Origin of the sequence: Actinomadura litoris (assembly GCF_009733595.1) — a bacterium.
GTDB classification, from domain to species: Bacteria; Actinomycetota; Actinomycetes; order Streptosporangiales; family Streptosporangiaceae; genus Spirillospora; species Spirillospora litoris.
The window spans coordinates 134,994-155,429 of sequence record NZ_WOFH01000005.1 but is presented as its reverse complement, the minus strand read 5'-3'; the positions used below and the strand labels follow the sequence as shown (position 1 = coordinate 155,429).

General features: G+C 71.8%; 20 protein-coding genes. 9 read left to right on the top strand and 11 right to left on the bottom strand.

The window, feature by feature from the left end:
* The first annotated feature begins 13 nt into the window (after positions 1-13).
* On the top strand, positions 14-1,024 hold the full coding sequence (locus GNZ18_RS15495; protein ID WP_156217182.1) for a ketoacyl-ACP synthase III family protein: 1,011 nt from the start codon (positions 14-16) through the stop codon (positions 1,022-1,024).
* Positions 1,025-1,072: 48 nt separating this feature from the next.
* On the opposite strand, the gene GNZ18_RS15490 is transcribed toward GNZ18_RS15495, so the two are convergent.
* The 5 genes from GNZ18_RS15490 to GNZ18_RS15470 all read right to left on the bottom strand — a co-directional run bounded on the left by GNZ18_RS15490 (position 1,073) and on the right by GNZ18_RS15470 (position 7,595).
* Positions 1,073-2,323 (bottom strand): ketosynthase chain-length factor, encoded by a 1,251-nt coding sequence (locus GNZ18_RS15490; RefSeq protein ID WP_156217181.1) that lies wholly within the window; start codon positions 2,321-2,323, stop codon positions 1,073-1,075.
* Positions 2,320-3,582, bottom strand: a complete 1,263-nt coding sequence (locus GNZ18_RS15485; RefSeq protein ID WP_156217180.1) for a beta-ketoacyl-[acyl-carrier-protein] synthase family protein — start codon at positions 3,580-3,582, stop codon at positions 2,320-2,322. Before GNZ18_RS15485 ends, GNZ18_RS15490 begins: the two co-directional genes overlap by 4 nt.
* Before the next feature lie 107 nt (positions 3,583-3,689).
* Positions 3,690-4,892: a cytochrome P450 family protein gene (locus tag GNZ18_RS43160; RefSeq protein ID WP_216651307.1), complete on the bottom strand. Its 1,203-nt coding sequence runs from the start codon at positions 4,890-4,892 to the stop codon at positions 3,690-3,692.
* 256 nt (positions 4,893-5,148) lie between these two features.
* Positions 5,149-6,594: an FAD-dependent monooxygenase gene (locus GNZ18_RS15475; protein WP_156217178.1), complete on the bottom strand. Its 1,446-nt coding sequence runs from the start codon at positions 6,592-6,594 to the stop codon at positions 5,149-5,151.
* Positions 6,594-7,595: an ATP-binding cassette domain-containing protein gene (locus GNZ18_RS15470; protein WP_156217177.1), complete on the bottom strand. Its 1,002-nt coding sequence runs from the start codon at positions 7,593-7,595 to the stop codon at positions 6,594-6,596. Before GNZ18_RS15470 ends, GNZ18_RS15475 begins: the two co-directional genes overlap by 1 nt.
* Positions 7,596-7,693: 98 nt before the next feature.
* On the opposite strand from GNZ18_RS15470, the gene GNZ18_RS15465 reads away from it, so the two are divergent.
* Complete coding sequence (locus tag GNZ18_RS15465; protein WP_216651306.1) at positions 7,694-8,431, top strand: TetR/AcrR family transcriptional regulator; 738 nt, start codon at positions 7,694-7,696, stop codon at positions 8,429-8,431.
* A gap of 35 nt (positions 8,432-8,466) precedes the next feature.
* Here the strand turns inward: GNZ18_RS15465 and GNZ18_RS15460 are convergent, their stop codons facing one another.
* Both GNZ18_RS15460 and GNZ18_RS15455 read right to left on the bottom strand, forming a co-directional pair.
* Positions 8,467-9,513, bottom strand: a complete 1,047-nt coding sequence (locus GNZ18_RS15460; protein WP_156217176.1) for a methyltransferase — start codon at positions 9,511-9,513, stop codon at positions 8,467-8,469.
* 32 nt (positions 9,514-9,545) lie between these two features.
* The gene (locus tag GNZ18_RS15455; RefSeq protein ID WP_214615641.1) at positions 9,546-10,502 is read right to left on the bottom strand and encodes an aromatase/cyclase; all 957 of its coding nucleotides are present in this window, start codon (positions 10,500-10,502) and stop codon (positions 9,546-9,548) included.
* Between the two features lie 245 nt (positions 10,503-10,747).
* On the opposite strand from GNZ18_RS15455, the gene GNZ18_RS15450 reads away from it, so the two are divergent.
* The 6 genes from GNZ18_RS15450 (at position 10,748) to GNZ18_RS42175 (ending at position 16,454) form a co-directional block, all read left to right on the top strand.
* On the top strand, positions 10,748-11,419 hold the full coding sequence (locus tag GNZ18_RS15450; protein WP_156217174.1) for a TcmI family type II polyketide cyclase: 672 nt from the start codon (positions 10,748-10,750) through the stop codon (positions 11,417-11,419).
* 1 nt (position 11,420) lies between these two features.
* The gene (locus tag GNZ18_RS15445; protein WP_156217173.1) at positions 11,421-12,620 is read left to right on the top strand and encodes a cytochrome P450; all 1,200 of its coding nucleotides are present in this window, start codon (positions 11,421-11,423) and stop codon (positions 12,618-12,620) included.
* Positions 12,621-12,805: 185 nt separating this feature from the next.
* On the top strand, positions 12,806-13,504 hold the full coding sequence (locus tag GNZ18_RS15440) for a Clp protease N-terminal domain-containing protein (protein ID WP_156217172.1): 699 nt from the start codon (positions 12,806-12,808) through the stop codon (positions 13,502-13,504).
* A 174-nt stretch (positions 13,505-13,678) separates the two neighbouring features.
* The gene (locus GNZ18_RS15435) at positions 13,679-14,419 is read left to right on the top strand and encodes an SDR family NAD(P)-dependent oxidoreductase (RefSeq protein ID WP_156217171.1); all 741 of its coding nucleotides are present in this window, start codon (positions 13,679-13,681) and stop codon (positions 14,417-14,419) included.
* Positions 14,420-14,574: 155 nt separating this feature from the next.
* On the top strand, positions 14,575-15,822 hold the full coding sequence (locus GNZ18_RS42180) for a sensor histidine kinase (RefSeq protein WP_156217170.1): 1,248 nt from the start codon (positions 14,575-14,577) through the stop codon (positions 15,820-15,822).
* Positions 15,810-16,454 (top strand): response regulator, encoded by a 645-nt coding sequence (locus GNZ18_RS42175; RefSeq protein ID WP_308165816.1) that lies wholly within the window; start codon positions 15,810-15,812, stop codon positions 16,452-16,454. The genes GNZ18_RS42180 and GNZ18_RS42175 overlap by 13 nt, the downstream gene beginning before the upstream one ends.
* 76 nt (positions 16,455-16,530) lie before the next feature.
* Here GNZ18_RS42175 and GNZ18_RS15420 read toward each other — a convergent pair whose 3' ends face one another.
* Complete coding sequence (locus tag GNZ18_RS15420) at positions 16,531-17,424, bottom strand: NADP-dependent oxidoreductase (protein ID WP_156217169.1); 894 nt, start codon at positions 17,422-17,424, stop codon at positions 16,531-16,533.
* A 70-nt stretch (positions 17,425-17,494) separates the two neighbouring features.
* On the opposite strand from GNZ18_RS15420, the gene GNZ18_RS15415 reads away from it, so the two are divergent.
* Positions 17,495-18,103, top strand: a complete 609-nt coding sequence (locus GNZ18_RS15415) for a TetR/AcrR family transcriptional regulator (RefSeq protein WP_156217168.1) — start codon at positions 17,495-17,497, stop codon at positions 18,101-18,103.
* Positions 18,104-18,127: 24 nt separating this feature from the next.
* Here GNZ18_RS15415 and pgl read toward each other — a convergent pair whose 3' ends face one another.
* The 3 genes from pgl to GNZ18_RS15400 form a co-directional block, all read right to left on the bottom strand.
* Entirely contained in the window at positions 18,128-18,853 is a 726-nt protein-coding gene (gene pgl / locus GNZ18_RS15410) for a 6-phosphogluconolactonase (protein WP_156217167.1), read from the bottom strand.
* 389 nt (positions 18,854-19,242) lie between these two features.
* On the bottom strand, positions 19,243-19,449 hold the full coding sequence (locus tag GNZ18_RS15405) for a DUF397 domain-containing protein (RefSeq protein WP_156217166.1): 207 nt from the start codon (positions 19,447-19,449) through the stop codon (positions 19,243-19,245).
* Positions 19,450-19,573: 124 nt separating this feature from the next.
* The gene (locus GNZ18_RS15400) at positions 19,574-20,305 is read right to left on the bottom strand and encodes a hypothetical protein (protein WP_156217165.1); all 732 of its coding nucleotides are present in this window, start codon (positions 20,303-20,305) and stop codon (positions 19,574-19,576) included.
* Positions 20,306-20,436 lie beyond the last annotated feature (131 nt).

Sequence of the window (20,436 nt, the reverse complement as noted above, 5' to 3'; positions counted from 1 at the left end):
GTGAGAGACCCCGATGAGCCGTGCACTCTACGTCGCCGCCGCGAGTTCGTGGCTTCCCGAGCGCATGACGCTCGACGAGGCGGAACGCGCCGGTCTCGCCGACCGGTCGCGGGTCTGGAACACCGGCATCGAGTCGGTCTGCGTCTCGGCGGAGAAGTCGGCGCCGGACATGGCGGTGCTGGCCGCGCGGTCCGCGCTCGACCGCGCCGGGACGGCGCCGGAGGACCTCCACCTGCTCCTGCACGCGTGCGCCTACCACCAGGGGCACGACATGTGGCCGCCGGCGTCCTATATCCAGCGGTTCTGCGGTGGTGGCGCGTGTCCGGCCATCGAGGTCCGGCAGATGTCCAACGGCGGGATGGCGGCGCTGGAACTGGCGGCGGGCTACCTGGTCGCGGACGATCGCCCGGCCGCCCTGATCACCACGGCGGACCGGTACTGCCCGCCCGGCTTCGACCGCTGGCACAGCGACCCGAGCACCGTCTGCGGCGACGGCGCCACCGCCGTGGTGCTGTCCACCCGGGGCGGGTTCGCCACGCTCCGGGGGCTCGCCACCGTGTCCGACCCCGGGTTGGAGCGCGGGAGCCACGGCGACCTGTTCAGCGACGCGCCGATGGCCGCGGGATCACCGATCGACCTGGGCCTCAACAGCGACGCCCTGGTGCGCGAGCTCGGGCTTGAGGCCCTGCTCCACCGCATCGAGGCGGGCCAGCGGGAGGCGTTCGGCCGGGCCTGCGACCAGGCGGACGTGAAGCTCGGCGACGTCGACTGGTACGTGCTGCCCAACCTGGGCCGCACCCGTATGCGGGCGCAGTACTTCGACCCGTTCGGCATCGACCCGCAGCGCTCCACCTGGTCGTGGGGCAGGCGGGTCGGCCACCTCGGCCCCGGCGACCAGTTCGGCGGGCTGGCCCATCTCGCCTCGGAGGGCGCCCTGGAGCACGGCCAGATCTGCGCGCTGGCCAGCGTCGGCGCCGGTTTCACCTGGACGGTCGCCATCTTGGAGATCGTCGGCAGGCCGTGAGCGTACGCGCCGGCGCCTGCACCGCGACCGCGGTGCAGGCGCCGCCCGCTATACGGCCGTCAGCACCATCGCGGAGTTGGCGCCCTCACCGCGGGACAGCACCAACGCGGTGGACACGGTCGTCTCCCTCGGCTCGCCGAGCACGAGGTCGAGCCGATCGGAGCGGACCGGGTCGGTCACGTTGATCGTGGGCGGGATGACCCCGTGCCGCATGCTCAACGACGCGGTGGCCACGTCGAGCGCCGGGCCGCCCGCGTACAGCCGTCCGGTCATCGTCTTCGGCGCGGTCACCGGAACCGCGCGCGGGCCGAACACGCGGGTGATGGCGGCGGCCTCGGCGCGGTCGAGTTCGGCGACGCCCGCCGCGTCCGCGAACACCACGTCCACCTCGGACGGGGTCACGCCCGCGTCCGCCAGCGCGGCCTCGATCGCGCGGCGCAGCCCGGGTTCGCGTCCCGAACCGGGACGCGGGTCGAAGGTCGTGGCGTACCCGGCGATCTCGCCGTACGGCCGAGCCCCGCGATCGCGTGCGTGCCCGGCCTCCTCGACGGTGAACATCGCGCCGCCCTCACCGAGCAGGTAGCCGGACGCGGCGGAGTCGAACGGCAGGTAGGCGCGCGTCCGGTCGGCCACGGTGCTCATCCGCCCGGCGGCCAGCTCGATCACGAACCCGAGCGGGCACATCGCGCTGTCCACCGCGCCGCACATCACCACCGGCAGCCCCTCGGCCACGTACCTGCGGGCATGCCCGATGGCGTCGAGCCCGCTCGTCTGGCCGGTCAGGACGCCGCCGGGCCCGTACACCCCGTGCCGGATCGAGATCTGACCCGTGTTCACCGCGTAGAACCAGGAGAACGAGAGGTAGGCGCTCACATGGTCGCCGCCCAGGCGCCACAGCTTCTCCAGCTCGCGCTGGCTGTATTCGAGCCCGCCGACGGCCATGCCGGTGACGACGCCGACCTGGTCGCCCGGCATGCCGGCCAGGTCGAGGGCGGAGTCGCCGACCGCGCCGCCCATCGCGATCAGCGCCAGCCGCGTGGCCTGGTCGGTCTGCGGCACCAGCCGTCCGGGGACGTGCTCGCGGACGTCGTACTCGGGCACCTCGCCCGCCAGCCTCACGGGGTACCGCGCCGGATCGAACCGGGTGATGCGGTCGATGCCGCCCCGCCCGTGCAGGACGGCGTCCCAGTACTCACCGGCGTCGAACCCGTTCGGCGCGACCGTCCCGAGGCCGGTGATCACCGCGCGTTGGAGCCCGCGCTCCGCGCGGGCGTCGCGTTCCGCGAAGGTCGCGGTCATCGGTCCTCCCCCTTGGTCAGCACCATGGCGCTCTGGAAACCACCGAATCCGCTGCCGACCTTGAGCACCGTGCGCAGATCCGCGCGCCGTGCCTCCAGCGGCACGTAGTCGAGGTCCAGTTCCGGATCGGGTTCGTTCAGGTTGGCCGTCGGCGGGATCAGCCCGGATTCGAGGGCGAGCGCGCACGCCGCGATCTCGACCGAGCCGACCGAGCCCAGCGAGTGGCCGATCATGGACTTGATCGAGCTGACCGGCGTCCGGTAGGCGTGCTCGCCGAGGCTCCGCTTGAACGCGTCGGTCTCGTGCCTGTCGTTCTGCGCGGTGCCGGAGCCGTGCGCGTTCACGTAGTCCACCTGCTCGGGGGTGCGCCCGGCCATCCGCAGCGCCACCTCGATGGCCTTCGCCAACTCGACGCCCTCGGGCCGCAGCCCGGTCATGTGGTAGGCGTTCGCGCGCACGTCCCACCCGCCGATCTCGGCGTAGACGCGCGCGCCGCGCTCCCTGGCGTGCTCCGACTCCTCCAGCACCAGCATCGCGCTGCCCTCGGCGAGCACGAACCCGTTCCGGGTGCGGTCGAAGGGGCGGGACGCGGTGGCCGGCTCGTCGTTGCGCGGCGTCGTCGCCTTGACCGCGTCGAAGGAGGCGACGCAGATCGGCGAGATGGGCGCGTCCGAGCCGCCGGCCAGCATCACGTCGGCCGAGCCTTCGCGGATGAGCCGCGCCGCATGGGACACCGACTCGATTCCCGCGGTGCACCCCGTGGACACCAGCGCCACGGGGCCTTCGGCGCCGACCTCCCAGGCCACGTCGGCGGCCATCGACGTCGGGATGAGGTAGTTGTACATGTGCGGCACCGCGTACTCGTGGTCGAGGAGCCATTCGCGGCCGCCGTCGGAGAGGATGCCGTACTCCTCCGCCACGCTCATCGTGCCGCCGATGGCGCTGCCGACGCTGGTCCCGGTGCGCTGCGGGTCGATCTTCTGGACGTCGAGGTCGGCGTCCGCGACCGCCTCCCTGGTCGCGGCGACGGCGAGCTGCGCGCCCCGGTCCAGCCGCCGGATCTCCCGCTCCGACAGGCCCTCCGCCACCGGGTCGAAGTCGCATTCGCCCGCGATGCGGGAGCGGAACCCCGACGCGTCGAACTGCGTGATGGCGCGAATGGCCGAGGTGCCGGACGAGATCAGCTCCCAGAATTCCTTGGCGTTGCCGCCGCCCGGGGCGCGCACGCCGATTCCGGTGATGACGACCCGGCGGCTCATCGTGATCCCACCGTCGGCACCATGAACGCAGCGTTCAGCATGTGAGTCCCTTCACTGATAGCCCTTCACTGATGGCCCTTCATTGATGGCCCGCGCCGAAGGCGGGGTCAGGCGTCGAACGTGACCGGCAGCGATTCCAGGCCGCGGATCGTGAGGCTCCGCTGCCAGCGCAGCCGCTCGGGCGGTACGGCCAGGGCGAGGTTGGGCAGCCTGCGCAGGAGGCCCTCGAACGCGATCCGGCCCTCCATCCGGGCCAGCGGGGCACCGAGGCAGAAGTGCGCGCCGCGTCCGAAGCCCACGTGCCCGTTCTCGGCTCGGGCGACATCGAACCGGTCAGGCGCCATGAACTTTCCGGGGTCCCGGTTGGCCGACGCCAAGGAGAGGAGGACCGGATAGCCCTTCTCGATACGGGTGCCGGCGATCTCGATGGGCTCCAGCGGGAACCGCCAGGTCGCCGTTTCGAACGATCCGTCGTACCGGAGCATTTCCTCCAGCGCCGAATCGAGGAGTTCCGGTCGCTCCCGCAGCAGCTTGAGCTGGTCGGGGTGGCGGATGAGGGCGAGGGTTCCGTTCCCGATCAGATTGACCGTCGTCTCGAAGCCCCCGACCAGCAGCAGGGCGAGCATGGACAGCAGCTCCGTCTCGTTCAGCCTGTCGCCCGCGTCCCTGGCCGCTATCAGGGCGTCCACCAGGCCGTCGGCCGGTTCGCGGCGACGCATCTCGACCAGCTCGGTCAGGTACGCGAGGAGGTCGCGCAGGCCGACCGGCCGCTCGCCCGCCCCGCCGCCCGGGTCGTCGGCGGCCTTGTTCGTCCACCGGCGGAAGTCCTTCGTCCAGCGCTGGAACACGTCCTGGTCCGCCGCCGGCACCCCGAGCAGCTCGCAGATCACCGTGATCGCCAGTGGGAACGCGAACTCGGAGACGAGGTCGACGCGTCCCGCCGGCACGATCTCGTCGAGCAGCCCGTCCGTGATCTGCTGGACCTGGCCGCGCAGGCCCTCGACGCGGCGGGCGGTGAACGCGGTCGAGACCAGCCGGCGCAGCCGCGTGTGCTCGGACGCGTCGGTGGTCATCAGATGGGTCCCGAGCCCGGAACGGTCCTCCAGCGGCCGTCCCTTCCCCGCTTCCTGCCAATCGCCCGGCGCGTTGCGCGGGTCCTTGCTCATCCGGGGGTCGTTCAGCAGCATGCGCACGTCCTCATACCGGGTCACCAGCACTCCGTAGAGCCCCTGGCCTTCCAGAACGTGCCGGACGGGCTCGTGTTCACGCAGCCGCGCGTACTCGGGATAGGGATCAGCTCCGAAATCCACCCGTTCGCCTCCTCCGCATTGACAGGCATCTCGATGCCGGCCGCCACAACGCCGTTTCATCCGCTCCGCGAGGTACGGGCGAAGACGCTGTGCCGATCTTCGCGGCGGTGATTCGAGGCGGCTTCGTGTCCGGTTCGACCGGGGCCGCCCGCGCGGCGGCGCAGGAGGGCGCCCGCGCGGCGGCGCAGGAGGGTGCTGCCGGACGCGGTGCGATCGCGTCCGGCGGTGCGCGTCCTTGTGTGCGGTGGCGGTCGTCCTACCGGCGGCAGAGGATCCGGTCGAGTGCGTCCCGCAACTGCTGCCCGCCGGTGGCCGCGGTGTTTCGCGTCGTGGCCACACGCCAGCCGACGAAGCCGTCGGGACGGACGAGCACGGCGCCGTCCTCGCGGATGTCGGCGGCCTCGGCCCACCGGTCGACCGCGTGCGCCGTGATCCCCAGCTTCCGCGCGGCCTCCAGCCAGTGGTCGCCCGCGGTCCCGGTGATCAGCGTGAAGCCGTCCACGAGGTCGACCGTGGACCGCCCGTCCGGGAGCCAGCGGTGCGGCAGGCGGCTGCCCGGCGCCCCGTCCAGTGTGAGGCTCCGCAGGTCAGCGAGCGGTTCCGGGGCGATGATCGCGCGCGACTCGTACCGGTACCCGACCACGGGGATCATGAGGTCCGCCATGCCGACGGCCGCGCGGTCGGCGGCCCGGCCCGGATCGGTGTCCCAGTGCAGGTCGCGGTTGCGGAGGCGGATCATGGACTGCCGCATGGTGAACAGCGCGACCGCCCGGCGCTCGGCGTCGTAGGTGTCGAGCAGCCCGTCACCGCCGGCGGCCAGCTTCCACGCCAGGTTGTGGGCGTCGGCGATGCCCATGTTGAGCCCGAAACCGCCGACCGGGGGCACCACGTGCGCCGCGTCGCCGACGAGGAAGACGTTCCCCCGCCTGAAGCTGTCGGCCACCTGGGCCCGTGCCGACCAGGGCAGCAGGCTGATGATCTCCGGCTCGGCATCGGGGACCCCGGTGGCGTCCCTGATCGTCTGCCGGATCCGCTCGGTGGGCGTGTTCGGGTCGCCGTTCGGTATGTGGAAGACCCAGCGGCTCGCGTCGACCTTCATCAGGGTTCCGGACGCCCGCTCGTTGCGCAGGAACGTCATGGAGGACGGCGGGGCCGGCAGTTCGGCGCGGAACAGCACGTTGAGCATGTGGCCGGTGCCGATCGCGCCCGGCCCGGTCACGCCGATGCCGAGCAGGTCCCGGACCGTGCTGCGGCCGCCGTCGGCGGCGATCACATGGTCGGCCGTGACGGTCCTGCCGTCGGACGTCGTGACGGCGCCATCGGCGACCGCGACCACCTCGCCGCCGAACTCCACCGTGCCGCCCAGTTCCCGCAGCCGCGCCGCCGCGGCCCGGTCGACCCGGTCCTGCGGGCAGCTTCCCAGCCTCGCCGGTCCGATCTCCGGCGGCTCGAACCGGGCGGTGACGGCCTTCGCCTCGGCCAGGCTGGGACCGCTCATCAGGCCCCGGGCGCGCTCCTCCGTCTCGATCTCGATACCGGCCTCGCGCAGGATCTCCGCCGACCGGTCGTTGACGCCGAACGCCCTCGGATGGTCGTCGGCCCGCGTCCTGCGCTCCAGTACGTGGACGGAGATCCCGTGGCGGGCGAGCATGACGCCGGTGCACAGCCCGACGGTCCCACCTCCGACGATGACGACCCGCATCAGTGCCCCTCCTGAGCCGGGAACCGCGCTCCCGTCCCGCCTGCGACGCACCCGACCGGTTCCGCCGGTGGGGCGTTCTTGCCGGTCAGGGACAGGACGACGTCGTCGAGGCTCGGCTCGCGAATCCCGATGGTGCGGATCACGGCGCCGGACGCGTCGAGTTCGCGCACGATCTGCGGCACGGTCGGCACCGCGTCGACGGCGGCGACGACGATGTGCAGGCCGTCCGCCTCCGGGCACCGGCCGGTGATCCTCTCCAGCAGCGCCATGGCGCACGGCAGGTGCTCGGCGGCCTCCACCACGACGTCGATGTGCCTGCCGATCTGGGACTTGAGCTGGGCCGGTCCGCCTTCGGCGATCAGGTTGCCGTGGTCGATCACGCCGACGGCCGAGGCGAGCTGGTCCACCTCGTCCAGGTACTGGGTGGCGAGCAGGACCGTGGTCCCGTCGGCCACCAGCTGGCGGACGCTCGCCCAGATCGCCCGGCGGCTCCGGACGTCGAGCCCCTTGGTGGGCTCGTCGAGCAGGAGCACGGCGGGGCCGGGCAGCAGGCTCGCGAGCAGGTGCACCAGGCGGCGCCTGCCGCCGGGGTAGCCGCCGACCGGACGGTCGCCCGCCTGAGCGAGATCGAACCGTTCCAACAGCTCGTCCGCGCGCCGCCGGGCGCCGCGCGTGCCCAGCCGCGACCGGCGGCCGAAGATCCGCAGGTTCTCCCGGGCCGTCAGCCTGTCGTCGAGGGAGGCGTCCTGACCGGCGATCCCGATCATTTTCCGGACCTCCTCGGGGTACCGGGCCACATCGAATCCGGCGACGACGGCCCGTCCGCCGGTGGGCTTGGTCAGCGTGCTCAGGATCTGCACGGCGGTGCTCTTGCCGGCGCCTTTCGGGCCGAGCAGGCCATAGATGATGTTCGAGGGCACCATCAGGTCCAGGCCGGTCAGCGCGGCGACTTCCCCGAACTGCTTCCGCAGCCGGCTGGTGTGCACGATCGCGTCATCCATGGAGCACCTCCTGACCGAGTACAATGTACGCGGTTTCAACATAACCAGCCGCGAGCGACGCACGCAACAGGCGGAACCGCGCGCGTACGATGGTCGTCGTGTCGGACTCGGAACCCATCATCTGGATGCGGGCGGACAAGCCCACGCGAGGTCCGGCGCCCCAGCACAGCCGCGAGCAGATCGCCGAGGCGGCGATCGAGATCGCGGACGCCGAGGGCATCGAGGCCGCGTCGATGCGGACGATCGCCAAGAGGCTCGGCACCGGCACGATGACCCTGTACCGGTACCTGCCGGCCAAGGAAGACCTGTACACGGTGATGATCGACCAGGCGACGGGCTTCGAGCCGCAGGAGCCGACCGGTGACGTCCGCGCCGATCTGACGGCCCTGGCCCGCCGCCGCAGGCAGACCTTCCTGCGGCATCCCTGGCTCGCCCCGCTCCTCGGCACCCGCCCGGTCATGGGCCCCAACCTCCTGCGCGGCATGGAGCGCGATCTCGCCCTGCTCGCCGGCGGCGGGCTCGGCATGGACGAGACGCTCGACGTGCTGAACCTGCTCCACTCCTGGGTCAGCGGCACCGTGCAGGCCGAGTTGACCGAGCGGGCGACCGCTCACCGGTCCGGCGTCGACCGCCATGCCTGGCGGCTGCGCATGGGGCCGTATCTGAAGTCCATGATCGCGACCGGCGAGTTCCCCCATCTGAGCGAGATGATGCGGGCCTCGGAGATCGGCGAGGCCGACGAACGGTTCGAGAACGGGCTGGCGATACTCCTGGACGGGGTGCAGGCCCGGTTCCTGACGAAAACCGGGAACGGCGGTTCACGCCCGGCCGGGTGACCGCGTCGAAACCAGGTCGCCCGTGATGTGACGCCTCAGCCGGACGCGCGCAGCTCGACGACGGAGAGGCGTCCGGCGGGCATGATCGAGGCGATTTTGAGGCCGGTGGCCCCGGCCAGTTCGCCGAGCTGCTCGATGCTGTGCTGCCTGCCTCCGAAGTAGCAGAGCATGCGGAGGTCGCCTTCGGTCATGACGCTCTGGTCGGTGAAGTAGTCGACGACGAGCACGCTGCCGCCCGTGCCCGTGCCCGCGCCCGTGGACACGGACGCGGACGTAGACGTGGACGCGGCGTCGGCGCAGCGCCGCAAGATGCGGGCGGCCGACGCGTCGTCCCAGTTGTGCAGGATGCTCGACAGCAGATAGCCGTCCGCCCCGGTGGGAAGCTCGTCGAAGAAGCTGCCGGCCACGGTGTCGGCGCGGTGGTCGAGACCGGCCGCGGCGATGGCCTTCCCAGCGCGGCGGACGGGGCCGGGCAGGTCGAGGACCGTCCCGCGCAGCTCGCCGTGGGCCTGGAGGATGGCGATCAGCATGCTGCCGTCGCCACCGCCGACGTCGATGACATGGCGCAGGCTTCCCCAGGGGTACGCGGTGGCCACGGCGGGCGCGTGCGCCGCCAGCCGGGCGCCCATCAGCGCGTCGAACGACTCGGCGCGCCCGTCGTCGGCCGAGAGGTCCTCCCAGAACGTCAGGCCGTACTGCTGCGGGAACGCCGGCTCGCCGGTGCGGACCGTGTGCAGCAGATGGATGAGACTCAACTCGGCGTGCCCGATGGCGCCCTCGATGTCGAGCACCGACCGCATCCCCTCGGGCTCCCCGTCCCGGAGGTGGCCGCCCATGTCCGTCAGGTCATAGGCGCCTTCCCCCGTGCTCGACAGCACTCCGGCGGTCACCAGATGGTCCAGCAGGCGTCCGAGCACGTCCTGGTCGGCGTGCACGGCCTCGGCCAGTGCCCGCGCCGTTCGGGTGCCCGCGGCGATGTGGTCGGCCAGCCGCAGCGTCGCCGCCACCCGGACGGCCATCGGCGTCAGCAGATCGGCGGCCGCCCAGATCCCCCCGCCTCTCGCGGTCGTCTCCTCGGCCATGACCCCTCCTGACTCAGCGGTTTCCTGTCGGTTCAACGGTCCGTACCCGGTCGGAGACCGGCGCGCTCCTCCGCGAACGTCTTGGTGAGGCGGAGGTTGGTCATGCTGTGGCCGCTCAGCAGGCGCCGCAGGTACCGGCGTGCGCCGTCGACCGTCCCGCCGCCGAGCTGCGACACCGCCGAGGGCTTGATCGTGCTGCTGTGCCGGGACTCGGCGACGACGCCCTCCCGCGTCTCGGTGAACCGCCAGTGACCGGTGTGCGCGTCCAGAACGGCGGGCAGCGAGATCTGCTTGTACACGATCAGGTTGGGCGGCAGGCAGATCCGCACCGAGCGGACGGAATGCGTGGTGCCGTCCGGGCTTTTGGTGTCCATGTCGAAGAACTGGACGTTCGGCACGTCCTCGGTCAGGTCGAGCCCCACCACGTGCGGGATGCGCTCGGGCCACAGGTCCGCCCGGTAGAGATATTCGTAGGCGTCCTCGACGGAGCCCGCGATGAAGAGCGGGTCGGTGAAGGAGACGACGAGGTCGTCGAGTTCGGCGCGCCGTTCCGCCGTGTCGCGCAGCGTGTCGAGATGCTCCTTGCCGTCCAGGCCGATCCCGTCCAGCAGCGGGCCGAGATCGGCGCGGGCCGGTCCCTCGATGGTGTGCCGCAGTTCGACGCGGGTCCGGTCCGGCGCCAGTTCGGTGAACACCCATTCGCCGCGAACCTCGGTGTCCGGCGGATCGGCGTCCATGTAGGAGAACGTGATGCGGCGTCCGGCCCGGTCGGAGCGGCGCACCGTCCGCCAGGTGCGGACGGTGGAGTCGCCGTCCAGCGCCCAGTGCTGGATCAGGTCGCCCTTCTCGTTGCTGTGGAGCACTTCCGCGTGCACGGCGGAAAGGTGGAACTGCGGCCAGCGCCCGACGTCGGCCACCAGGTCGAACACCGTCTCATAGCCGGCGTCGACGACCACGCCGTGGTCAATTTGCTGCTGCGTGCTCGGCACGACCAGACACCTCACAACCGTCGCGGGTTCGGAACCGTCGCCCCGACGATGTCCGGCGCCGTTCGACCTCGGTTCGAGGACCCGTCGAGCCCGCCACGCGGCCCGCGGAGGGCGCGAACCGGTCATCTATTCGTCGTCGATCCGGCGTCGAAGGCGCGAGCGCAGTCTTGGCCGCGACCTTGAAGCGAACCCCGCGGGGTCCGTGACGCGGCGCAGTTCCATCAGCGAACCGTGAGGAGACGCCTATGCCGAGCACCGTCGCCGTCGGCACGTTCGACAGTGATGACATCCCCGATGTCAAGAAGATCTTCCAGGAGTTCGACGGCGAGGTCGCGTCCGAGCTGCCCCAACTGCGCCGCAGGCAGGTCTTCACCTACAGCGATCTCTACATCCACCTACAGGACTGGGACGTCGCGGACGCGGCCGAGGCGTACCAGGCGGCGACCACCGATCCCCGGTGCGCGCGTCTGAACGAGCGCCTCTCGGCCTATTTCGGCGACTACACCGCGACCGATGAATGGGACGGCCCGCACGACCAGCGGGAGGCCGAGCGCTTCTATCTGTGGCCGGCCGAGCGGCTGGAGAACCTGGAGCAGACCTACAGCGCGATCATCGTGAACAAGCAGCTGCGGGAGCACATCCCCGAGGTGGCGCGCCTTTTCGCGGAATCGGATGCGACCGACATCCCGCAGAGCATGGGCACGCTGCGCCGCCAGATCTATCTGTGGCGCGGGGTCTACCTGCACATCCAGGACTTCTCCGATTCCAACAGCATCGAGGCGATCAGCAAGGTGTGGACGGACGGGGATCCCCGTTTCCTGCAACTCGTCGACGACCTGACGCGGATCATTCCGCCCTATGACCCGAACAGCCATTCACTGGCCACCCGTTTCTACCACTGGACCGCGGAGGCATAGCATGACGGAGCTACCGACCTTCCCCATCCGGCGACAAGAGCCCGGCGTGCTGCCGGCCGAGTACGAGACGCTGCGGGAGCGCGGCATCGGCCGGGTGACGCTGCCCACCGGAAAACTGGCGTGGATGGTGGTGCGGCCCGAGTACGCCCGGCTCGTGCTCTCCGACCCGCGGTTCAGCTCGGACAAGCTGCGGCCCGACTTCCCGAAGCTGACGCCGAGCGCGCTGAACAAGTTGAAGTACTGCGCGCCGTTCATGATCAATTTGGACGGCCCGGCGCACATGGAGAAGAAGAGGTCGATCCTCCAGGAATTCGCCCCGCGCGCGCTCGCCAAAATGCGTCCGCTCATGCGGGCCGCCACGAGCGAGAAGATCGACGCCCTGCTGGAGCGCGGGGAGAAGCCGGTCGACCTGGTGTCGGAACTGTCGTTCCCGGTCGCCTGGCGGCTCCAGGAGATGGTCCTCGGAATTCCGGCGGCCGAACTGCATGAGATGCGGGACAACGTCCGGAACCTCCTGCTCTCCAGCGAGGACGAGGAGGAGGCGATGGCCGCGCGACTGAACGGCCACGCCATGGACGTCCTGAAGGAGAAGGCGAACAACCTCGGCGACGACATGATGAGCCGCCTCATCATGAGGGAGCGCGACGAGCACGGCGAGGTCGACTGGTTCAGGCTGGCGCCCATGATGCTGGCGAACGCCCAGGGCATCCACAACTCGGTCGCCACGATGATCTCGCTGGGCGTGCTCACCCTGCTGAACCATCCGCAGGAGCGGGTGACGCTGCTCGCCGACCCGGACCGGCTGACCATCGCGGTGGAGGAGATGCTCCGGTTCTTCTCGGTCAACGACGGCACCCCGATGCGGCTGGCGACGGAGGACGTGCTCATCGGCGACACGCTGGTCAAGGCGGGCGACGGCCTGGCCCTGCCGATGTTCCCCGTCAACCGCGACCCGGCGGTGTGCCCGCACCCCAACCGGCTCGACCTCATGCGGGAGGAGCCCGTCAAGCACCTGGCGTTCGGCCACGGGCCGCACCGGTGCCCGGCCAACCGCATGGTGCCGGACCTGCTGGAGATCGTCTACACGATGCTGTTCGAGCGGATCCCCACGCTCGCGCTGGCGGTGCCCGAATCGGAGCTGACGTACAAGTACCACTCGATCCAGGCATTCGGCCCGGCCGAAATGCCGATCACCTGGTAGGCGCACCGGCCGTCGCGCGTGCCCGGGAGGCGAGCGCGGCGGCCCCGAGCAGGTGTTCGACGCATATCGGGGCTCGCCGCCCGCCGACCGCGGCGCACGCGCCTCCGGCGATGGGTCGCGCACCTCCGGCGATGGATCGTCAACTTCACCTTGACGCCAGCGGATCGACAACGAAGGCTGACGACATGACCCAGAGCACTCCGCCGGTCAGGCTCGACGACCTGATCACGGCGATCGCCACGGACGACACCGGCGCCCTCGACCGGTTGACCGCAGCGGTGCGGATGGCCGACCACATCGGCGAGGTCTCCGACCGCCTCCTCGACCACTTCGTCGGCCAGGCCCGCCGCTCCGGGGCGTCCTGGACCGACATCGGGCGCGCGATGGGCGTCACCAAGCAGGCCGTCCAGAGCCGCTTCGTCGCCAAGCCCCCCGCCGCCGGCCCGCCCGCCTTCGAGAAGCTCACCCGGCCCGCCCACAAGGCGGTCGTCGCGGGCATGAACGAGGCCAAGCAGGCGGGCAACGCCGAGATCGTGCCCGCGCACCTCGTCCTCGGCCTGCTCGGCACCGACGGCACCGCGGTCGCCGCGCTGCGGGCCCAGGGCGTCGACCCGGACCGGGCGCGGGACACGGCGGTGGCGACCCTGCCGCCGCGCGGCGACGCCGACCCGGTGATGATTCCCTACAGCGCCCCCGCGAAGAAGGCGCTCGAACTGACCTTCAGGACGGCGCTGCGGCTCGACGACGACGGCGTCGGCACCGGCCACGTCCTGCTGGGGCTGCTGGAGGAGGAGAACGGCACCGGGCTGCTGACCTCGCTCGGGGTCGACGCGGCGGCGGCCGAGCGGTTCGTGGTGGACGCCGCCGACGAGCCCGGCCGGTAGCGGAACCGCAGGGAACCCGCTGGCGAGGCGCCCGTACGCGGCGCCAGGGGGTCGGCCGCGCTTGGAGGGCTGTCCCGTATCTCATGAGTTCGGAGTGGATGCGATGACCATCGGAGGCTTCGCCTCGGCACGGAGCGCCCACGGCCTGTGCGGGGCGCCGGGAGCGCCGATCTGATGGCACCGCCGGGCAGCGACGGCCGCGTCGCCCTCGTCACCGGCGCCTCGGGCGCGCTCGGCGCCGCCGTGGCGCGCGTCCTCGACGAGCGCGGCTACCGGCTGGCGCTGCACCACGCCTCCGGTGAGGACCGCGCCCGCGAGGTCGCGGCCGAACTCGGCGGGCCCAGCGTGCTCGTGCGGGCGGACGTCGCCGACTGGGCCGCCACGCAGGCCATGGTGGCCCGGGTGCGCGCCGAACTGGGTCCGATCAGCGTGCTCGTCAACGCGGGCGCGATCCGCCGCGACGGGCTCATGGCCATGCAGTCCGTCGACGACTGGACGCAGACCATCGCCGTCAACCTGATCGGCACCTTCCACACCTGCCGGGCGGTGCTCCCGGACATGGTGGGGGCCCGCTGGGGACGCGTCATCAACGTCGTCTCGCCCGCCGCGCTCATCGGCAGCCGGGGCCAGACGGCCTACTCGGCCTCCAAGGCCGGAGTGCTGGGGATGACGCGGAGCCTGGCCCTGGAGTGCGGTCGGTGGAAGGTGACGGTCAACGCGCTGTCCCCCGGACTGATGGCCTCCGCGCTCACCGAGACCGTGCCCGCCGAGGTCGGCGCCGCGCTCGTGGCCCGGACCGCGTTCGGCCGCATGGGCACCGCCGGCGAGGTGGCGCGCGGTGTCGAGCTGCTGCTGGACGCCGACTACATGACCGGCCAGGTGCTGTGCATCGACGGCGGCATGTCGATCTCCTGACCGCCGCGCCCGCCATCGGGGTGCTTCGACGCGTGCGGCACCGGCACCGGCACCGGGCGGGGCGTCCGGCCCGGCTCGGGGTGCGGAAAACCGCACCCCGATGCGGGCACGGGCGCCATGGCTCCGCCATGTCCTGGGGCTTTACTGTCGTGCCCATGCCTTTCGCGCTTCACCCGCCGGAGTCCCTGCGGCGGCCGTTCCGGGAAGCGGGACGCTCGACGGCCTTCGTCGCGGCGGGCCTGCCACCGCACCTCGTCGCGGTGGCGCTGTGGGTCTGGCTGGTGGGCCTGGCGGTGGTGGTGCCGGGGTTCGCCCCGCTCCCGGCGGCGCTCCTGATCGTCTCGGCCGGGGTTCTGACGGCGGTGCAGCGGTGGAGGTACCGGACGCTGCGCGGGCCGGGCGCGCTCCAAGTGCCGCCGAGGACGGGACGGCCGGCGCTGCGGCACCCGATCCAGTGGTTGCGATCACCGGGCGCCTGGCGGCAGATCGCCTACCACGGTCTGGTGGGCCCGCTCCTCGCCCCGGTGGAGGCCGCCGTGCTCGTCCTGTGGGCGGCGGGATTCGCCGCGGCGAGCATCTACGTGTGGATCTGGGCGCTGCCGCCCGAGCAGCGGCTGACCCAGGTCGGATACACGACACAGGCCGCCTACATCACGGCGGGCGGCCTCGCCCTGACGGCGGTGATGCCGTGGCTGACCGGGCGTGTGGCGCGGCTGGAGGCCGGGGTGGCCAACGTCCTGCTGGGTCAGACCCGGGCCGAGCGACTGCAACGCAGGGTCGAGGACCTCACCGAGAGCCGCGCGGGCGTCGTCGACGCGGCCGACGCCGAGCGGCGCCGGATCGAGCGCGACCTGCACGACGGCGCCCAGCAGCGGCTGGTGGCGCTGGCGGTCAACCTCGGGATCGCCAGGGCGACGCTCACCGACCTCTCCGCGGAGGCGCGCCGGGTGATCGACGACGCCCACACCGAGGCGAAGCAGGCCGTCGCCGAGCTGAACGATCTCGTGCGCGGGCTGCACCCGGCCGTCCTCGACGACCGCGGGCTCGACGCCGCCCTGTCGGGCGTCGCGGCCCGCGCGCCCATCCCCGTCCGGCTCTCGGTGGACCTGGCGACCCGTCCGCCGGCGACCGCCGAGGCCGTCGCGTACTTCACCGTCTCCGAGGCGCTGACGAACGTGGTCAAGCACGCCCGGGCGTCGAAGGCGGAGGTCACCGTCGAGCGGAGAGGCGGGACACTGGTGGTCGTCATCGCCGACGACGGGGTGGGCGGCGCGGGACCGTCCGGAGGTACCGGGCTCGCGGGCCTCGCCAAGCGCGCCGCGTCCGTCGATGGCACGTTCACCTGCCACAGCCCCCTCGGGGGGCCGACCGTCATCACCGTGGAGCTGCCGTGCGCGCCGTGATAGCCGAGGATTCCGTCCTGCTCAGGATCGGAGTGGTCAAGGTGCTGGAGATGGCGGGCTTCGAGGTGGCCGCCCAGGTGGAAGACGGTGAGGCGCTGCTCGCGGCCGTCGCCGAGCACCGCCCCGACATCGCCGTGGTGGACGTGCGCATGCCCCCCGACTTCACCGACGAGGGCGTGCGCGCCGCCACCGTGATCCGCCGCCGGTGGCCGGACACGGCGGTGCTGCTCCTCTCGCAGTACGTGGAGGAGCGGTACGCCACCGATCTGCTCGCCGCCAACACCTCGAAGATCGGGTACCTGCTCAAGCAACGGGTCGCGGACGTCGAGGAGTTCGCCGACTCCGTCCGCCGGGTCGCGGCCGGGGGCACGGCGCTCGACCCGCAGGTCGTCTCGCAGCTCCTCCTCCGCCGACACAGCGGTCCGCTCGACCGCCTCACTCGGCGGGAGCACGAGGTCCTGGAGCTCATGGCGAGCGGACGCTCCAACGCGGGCATCGCGGCGGGTCTGGTGATCAGCGACAGCGCCGTCGCCAAGCACATCAACAACATCTTCGCCAAGCTGGACCTGCCCAAGGCCGACGCCGACCACCGCAGGGTGCTGGCCGTGCTCCGGTTCCTCGACGTGGTGTGAGGGCGGCCGGCCCTCGTGTGCACCACGCGCCCCCGAGGCGACTCGGGGGCGCGCTCACGGCCTTTACGGCGGGGTGTCAGATGAGGATCACCCGGCGGCCGCGGGTGTGGCCGGAGCGGCTGTCGATGTGCGCGGCCGCGGCCTCGCCCAGCGTGTACGACTTCTGGACGGGGATGTGGAGCCCGCCGTCCGAGATGAGCCGGACGGCCTCCGCCAGCGCGTCCTTCATGCTCCCGGCCTGGTTGGAGAACCGGACACCGAGCCTGGGCGCGTCGAGGTCGGCGATGGTGACGACCTTCCGCGGGTCGCCGGCCAACTCGACGAGGTCACCGATCACGCCCGCGCCGGCCAGGTCGAGCGCGGCATCGGGCCTGCCGAGCCCGCGCACCCGCTCGACCCAGCCCGCGCCGTACGTCGTGGCGACGGCGCCCAGGCCGCGCACGTAGTCCTGGTTCTCGGCGCCGGCCGTGCCGATCACCGTGATGCCCCGGTCGCGGGCGATCTGCAGCACCGCGGACCCGACTCCCCCGGCCGCGCCGCTGACCAGCAGCGTCTGCCCCGGTTGCACGCCGACCTCGCGGATGACGCGCAGCGCGGTCTCCACCACGGAGGGGTAGCCGGCCGCCTCCTCGAACGTCAGGCCCGCGGGCATACGGGCCCAGCCGGACAGCACGGAGAACTCGGCGTAGGTGTCGGTCCCCTCGCCGAACACCTGGTCGCCGACCGCGACGCCTTCGACGCCGTCGCCGACCTCGTCCACCACGCCGGCGGCGTCCAGCCCCACACCGGCGGGCAGGGTGATCGGGTGGGCGCCCAGGACCTGGCCCTCTCGGAGCCGCCAGTCGACGGGGTTCACCCCCGCCGCCCGCACGGCGACGCGCACCTCGCCGGGGCCCGCGTGGGGCTCCTCGGCGTCCAGGAGTCGCAGGACGTCAGGACCGCCGAACTCTGTGTAGATCACTTTCTTCATGCGGCCGACGATAGCACTAACGGTTAGCTTTTAGCACTTGATTCAGTTTTGGATCTGGTAGCATCAGGCCATGACGGTGCCCGGACGTCGCGAGCGCAAGAAGGCCGCGACCCGCCAGAAGATCGCCGACGCGGCCCTGCGGCTCTTCCTGGAGCGCGGTTACGACGCGGTGGGCATCCGCGACGTGGCCGCCGAGGCCGACGTGGCCGTCACCACGCTGTTCTCCCACTTCGCCTCGAAAGAGGCCCTGGTGTTCGAGCAGGACGAGGACTTCGAGCTGCGCCTCGTCCGGGCCGTCACCGACCGGGCGCCGCACGAAGGGCTCATCCCCGCGCTGCGCCGCGAGATCGAGGCCCTGGTCGCGCACTGCGGGGCCGAGGGCGCCCTCCCGATCTGGGAGATGATCGACGGGTCACCCGCCCTGCGGCAGTACGAGAGCGCGATGCGGCTGCGCCACGCGGAATCGCTGGCGGCGGCCATGGCCGCCGGGTTCGGCCTGCCGGACTCCACGACGTCCTGCCGGACGATCGCCAGGTTCGCGATCGACGCCTTCTCCCTGGCCCGCGAGGCGGCCGATCCGGACGCCGCGCTGAACGAGATCTTCCAGATGATCGAGGCGGCCTGGGAGGTCACCGACCTTCCCGGCACGGTCGAGCGTCCGAGGGTCGTCCGGCCCTGATTCGGCTCTCGGCGCGGTGACCGGCTAGTTTCCCGCGGCGGCCTCGTCCAGGAGCCAGGTGACTGTTCCGCCCGCTTCTTCGATGGTGTGGGCGGCCAGTGCCACCGGAAGGTCCAGGTCGCCCGATCGCGCCGCGGCGACGGCGGCGGCCTTGCCCGCGCCCGCCGCGATGATCAGGCAGTTCCGGGTCGCGCGGAGCGCGCCGAGGGTGAGGGTGATGCGGGCCGGCGGCGGCTTGGGGGAATCGAGGACGGGAATGACGCTCGGTTCCGTGACGTCGAGTTCCGGGTGGCCGGGGAAGAGGGAGAGGCAATGGCCGTCCTCTCCCATGCCGAGCCAGACATGGTCGAGGCGGGGGCCGAATTCCGTTTGCCCGGGGAGGGCGCCCAGGACGTTCGCGTATTCGGCGGCGGCCTCGGCCGGCGGCAGGTGCACGGGAGGCGGCGTCCGACCGGACTCGGGGATCGGGACCTTGGAGAGCAGCAGGTCGACCGCCTGGCGCCAGTTGGAGTCGGGGTGGTCGAGCGGCACGCATCGCTCGTCGCCCATGATGACGCTGACGCGGTCCCAGGCGACGTCCGCCGCGTGTTCGGCGATGATGCGATAGGCCGCCGCCGGAGTGCTGCCGCCCGCCAGCACCCAGGTCGCCGCGCCATTCTCGCCGGCGGATTCGTCGATCTCCCTTATCGCTCTCGCCGCGACCTCCCGCGCGAGCGAGGCGGGATCGGGGAAGACCTTGAACTCAGCCATGAAGCGCCTGCCTCCGGTGGGGCCCTGCCGATGGGGCTCTGCCGATGCCTTTGCTGCAAGCTATACCCCGGCTGCCGCCGCCACCCGGTCGGGGCGGGCCGGTGGGCCGGCCGAGCCGACGGCGCGGCCCGATGGCGGGATCTTCCGGTTCCGTTTTTGGGCCTTACAGCTCGGTTGGGATCAAACGTTTTCGCCTTCCTGTTGTGGGCGTGCGGCCAAAACTATGATCGTTCAGAGACTCCGCATGGCGGCAGGACGAAACGCGGCTTGGACGTGCCCCCAACGAATGACACGTCCAAGCCGCGAACGTACTCCGGATTCGCCGGTGATGGCCGCAGGGACCGCGCTTGATCAGCGGGGGGCGGACGAAAACCGGGGGAGGGAGCGTTTCAGTGGCGGGCGCGAGCCGCCTTGACGGTGCCGGTGAACGCCGACCAGTCGTCCTTGGCGAAGACGAGCACCACGCCCCCGGAGATGTCCTTGGAGTCGCGGACACCGATCATGTCGCCGGATGCCGCGACCTCGACGCAGTTGCCGATACCGTTGCTGCGAGCGCTCTTGCGCCACGCGGCGGTGGACCAATCAGGAGCCGACATTACATCCCTCTCAGCCAAAAGGACCCCGGACCGGATGGTGCCGGGGTTCGAACACATACCGGAGTCTCGTCCCTGATCGAGTTCTATCCCGGTATTGTCCGCTCGGCAAGAGTTCGCCCGCCGGTCATTGCGGCGCCGGGATTGTCCGTCCCCTTCGGCCGAGAGAGAATAGGGGAACCGGCGTCCGCGGCGGGCCCGCGCGCGGACGGGCGGCGGGAGCGGACGGCTCCCGGCCGCCGCGGATGTAGCCGAGGTGCCGCACGCCCTTGACCATCTGCTCCACCGGATAGAAGCCCTCCGGATCGAGGCCGCGGAAACGGCTCCTGACCACGTCGTCGTAGAGGGCGGGGGAGACGATCAGGGCGAGGTCCTCGTCCTCCTGGCGGGACAGCTCGGCGCGCAGGGGGTCGAGGTCGAGCAGGCGCGAGATCACGATGGGGCCGCTGCCGGCCGGGCCGAGGTGGCCGTCGGCGACGGGGCCGTGGTGCAGGGCGAGCCGCACCCGCAGCCGGGGCGCGGACGGGGGCGATGCCGGGTGCCGGGTCCGGTTCACGGCGGCTAGAGCGTCGGCGAGTTCGTGCGGGTAGTCGGCGACGAGGCGCGGCCCGTCGATTCCGGGCGGCAGGACGGCGAGCTCGCCGTCGCCGGTGACCTGGATCGTCCAGCGGTGCCGGTCGAGGCCGGCCGCGTGCGCGGCGGCGTCCAGCGCGACGCTCAGCGCGCGCTGGGTCCGCACCTGTTCGAGGGTGTGGAGGCGGCTGAAGCCCTCGATGTCGACGGCGGCGAGGAAGTGGTAGCCGAGCCGCCCCTCGTCCGGACGCGGCTCCCCCGCGATCATGCCGTTTCGCTCGTCCATCCGCGGTCACGCCCGCGCCGGACGTGCGTGCTCTGGTGCCGGTATCGCCAAGGCTCTCGCCTCCCGAGGCCACAGGGCCCCACTCCCCAAGTCTCAGCATGCGGGAACGTAGCGATACATGCAAGCTTTCA

Excerpts from the sequence above, each read along its gene's own strand:
- GNZ18_RS15495 (WP_156217182.1), top strand. The coding sequence starts at position 14 with ATGAGCCGTGCACTCTACGTCGCCGCCGCGAGTTCGTGGCTTCCCGAG.
- GNZ18_RS15490 (WP_156217181.1), bottom strand. The coding sequence starts at position 2,323 with ATGACCGCGACCTTCGCGGAACGCGACGCCCGCGCGGAGCGCGGGCTC.
- GNZ18_RS15485 (WP_156217180.1), bottom strand. The coding sequence starts at position 3,582 with ATGAGCCGCCGGGTCGTCATCACCGGAATCGGCGTGCGCGCCCCGGGC.
- GNZ18_RS15475 (WP_156217178.1), bottom strand. The coding sequence starts at position 6,594 with ATGCGGGTCGTCATCGTCGGAGGTGGGACCGTCGGGCTGTGCACCGGC.
- GNZ18_RS15470 (WP_156217177.1), bottom strand. The coding sequence starts at position 7,595 with ATGGATGACGCGATCGTGCACACCAGCCGGCTGCGGAAGCAGTTCGGG.
- GNZ18_RS15460 (WP_156217176.1), bottom strand. The coding sequence starts at position 9,513 with ATGGCCGAGGAGACGACCGCGAGAGGCGGGGGGATCTGGGCGGCCGCC.
- GNZ18_RS15450 (WP_156217174.1), top strand. The coding sequence starts at position 10,748 with ATGCCGAGCACCGTCGCCGTCGGCACGTTCGACAGTGATGACATCCCC.
- GNZ18_RS15445 (WP_156217173.1), top strand. The coding sequence starts at position 11,421 with ATGACGGAGCTACCGACCTTCCCCATCCGGCGACAAGAGCCCGGCGTG.
- GNZ18_RS15440 (WP_156217172.1), top strand. The coding sequence starts at position 12,806 with ATGACCCAGAGCACTCCGCCGGTCAGGCTCGACGACCTGATCACGGCG.
- GNZ18_RS15435 (WP_156217171.1), top strand. The coding sequence starts at position 13,679 with ATGGCACCGCCGGGCAGCGACGGCCGCGTCGCCCTCGTCACCGGCGCC.
- GNZ18_RS42180 (WP_156217170.1), top strand. The coding sequence starts at position 14,575 with ATGCCTTTCGCGCTTCACCCGCCGGAGTCCCTGCGGCGGCCGTTCCGG.
- GNZ18_RS15420 (WP_156217169.1), bottom strand. The coding sequence starts at position 17,424 with ATGAAGAAAGTGATCTACACAGAGTTCGGCGGTCCTGACGTCCTGCGA.
- GNZ18_RS15415 (WP_156217168.1), top strand. The coding sequence starts at position 17,495 with ATGACGGTGCCCGGACGTCGCGAGCGCAAGAAGGCCGCGACCCGCCAG.
- pgl (WP_156217167.1), bottom strand. The coding sequence starts at position 18,853 with ATGGCTGAGTTCAAGGTCTTCCCCGATCCCGCCTCGCTCGCGCGGGAG.
- GNZ18_RS15405 (WP_156217166.1), bottom strand. The coding sequence starts at position 19,449 with ATGTCGGCTCCTGATTGGTCCACCGCCGCGTGGCGCAAGAGCGCTCGC.
- GNZ18_RS15400 (WP_156217165.1), bottom strand. The coding sequence starts at position 20,305 with ATGGACGAGCGAAACGGCATGATCGCGGGGGAGCCGCGTCCGGACGAG.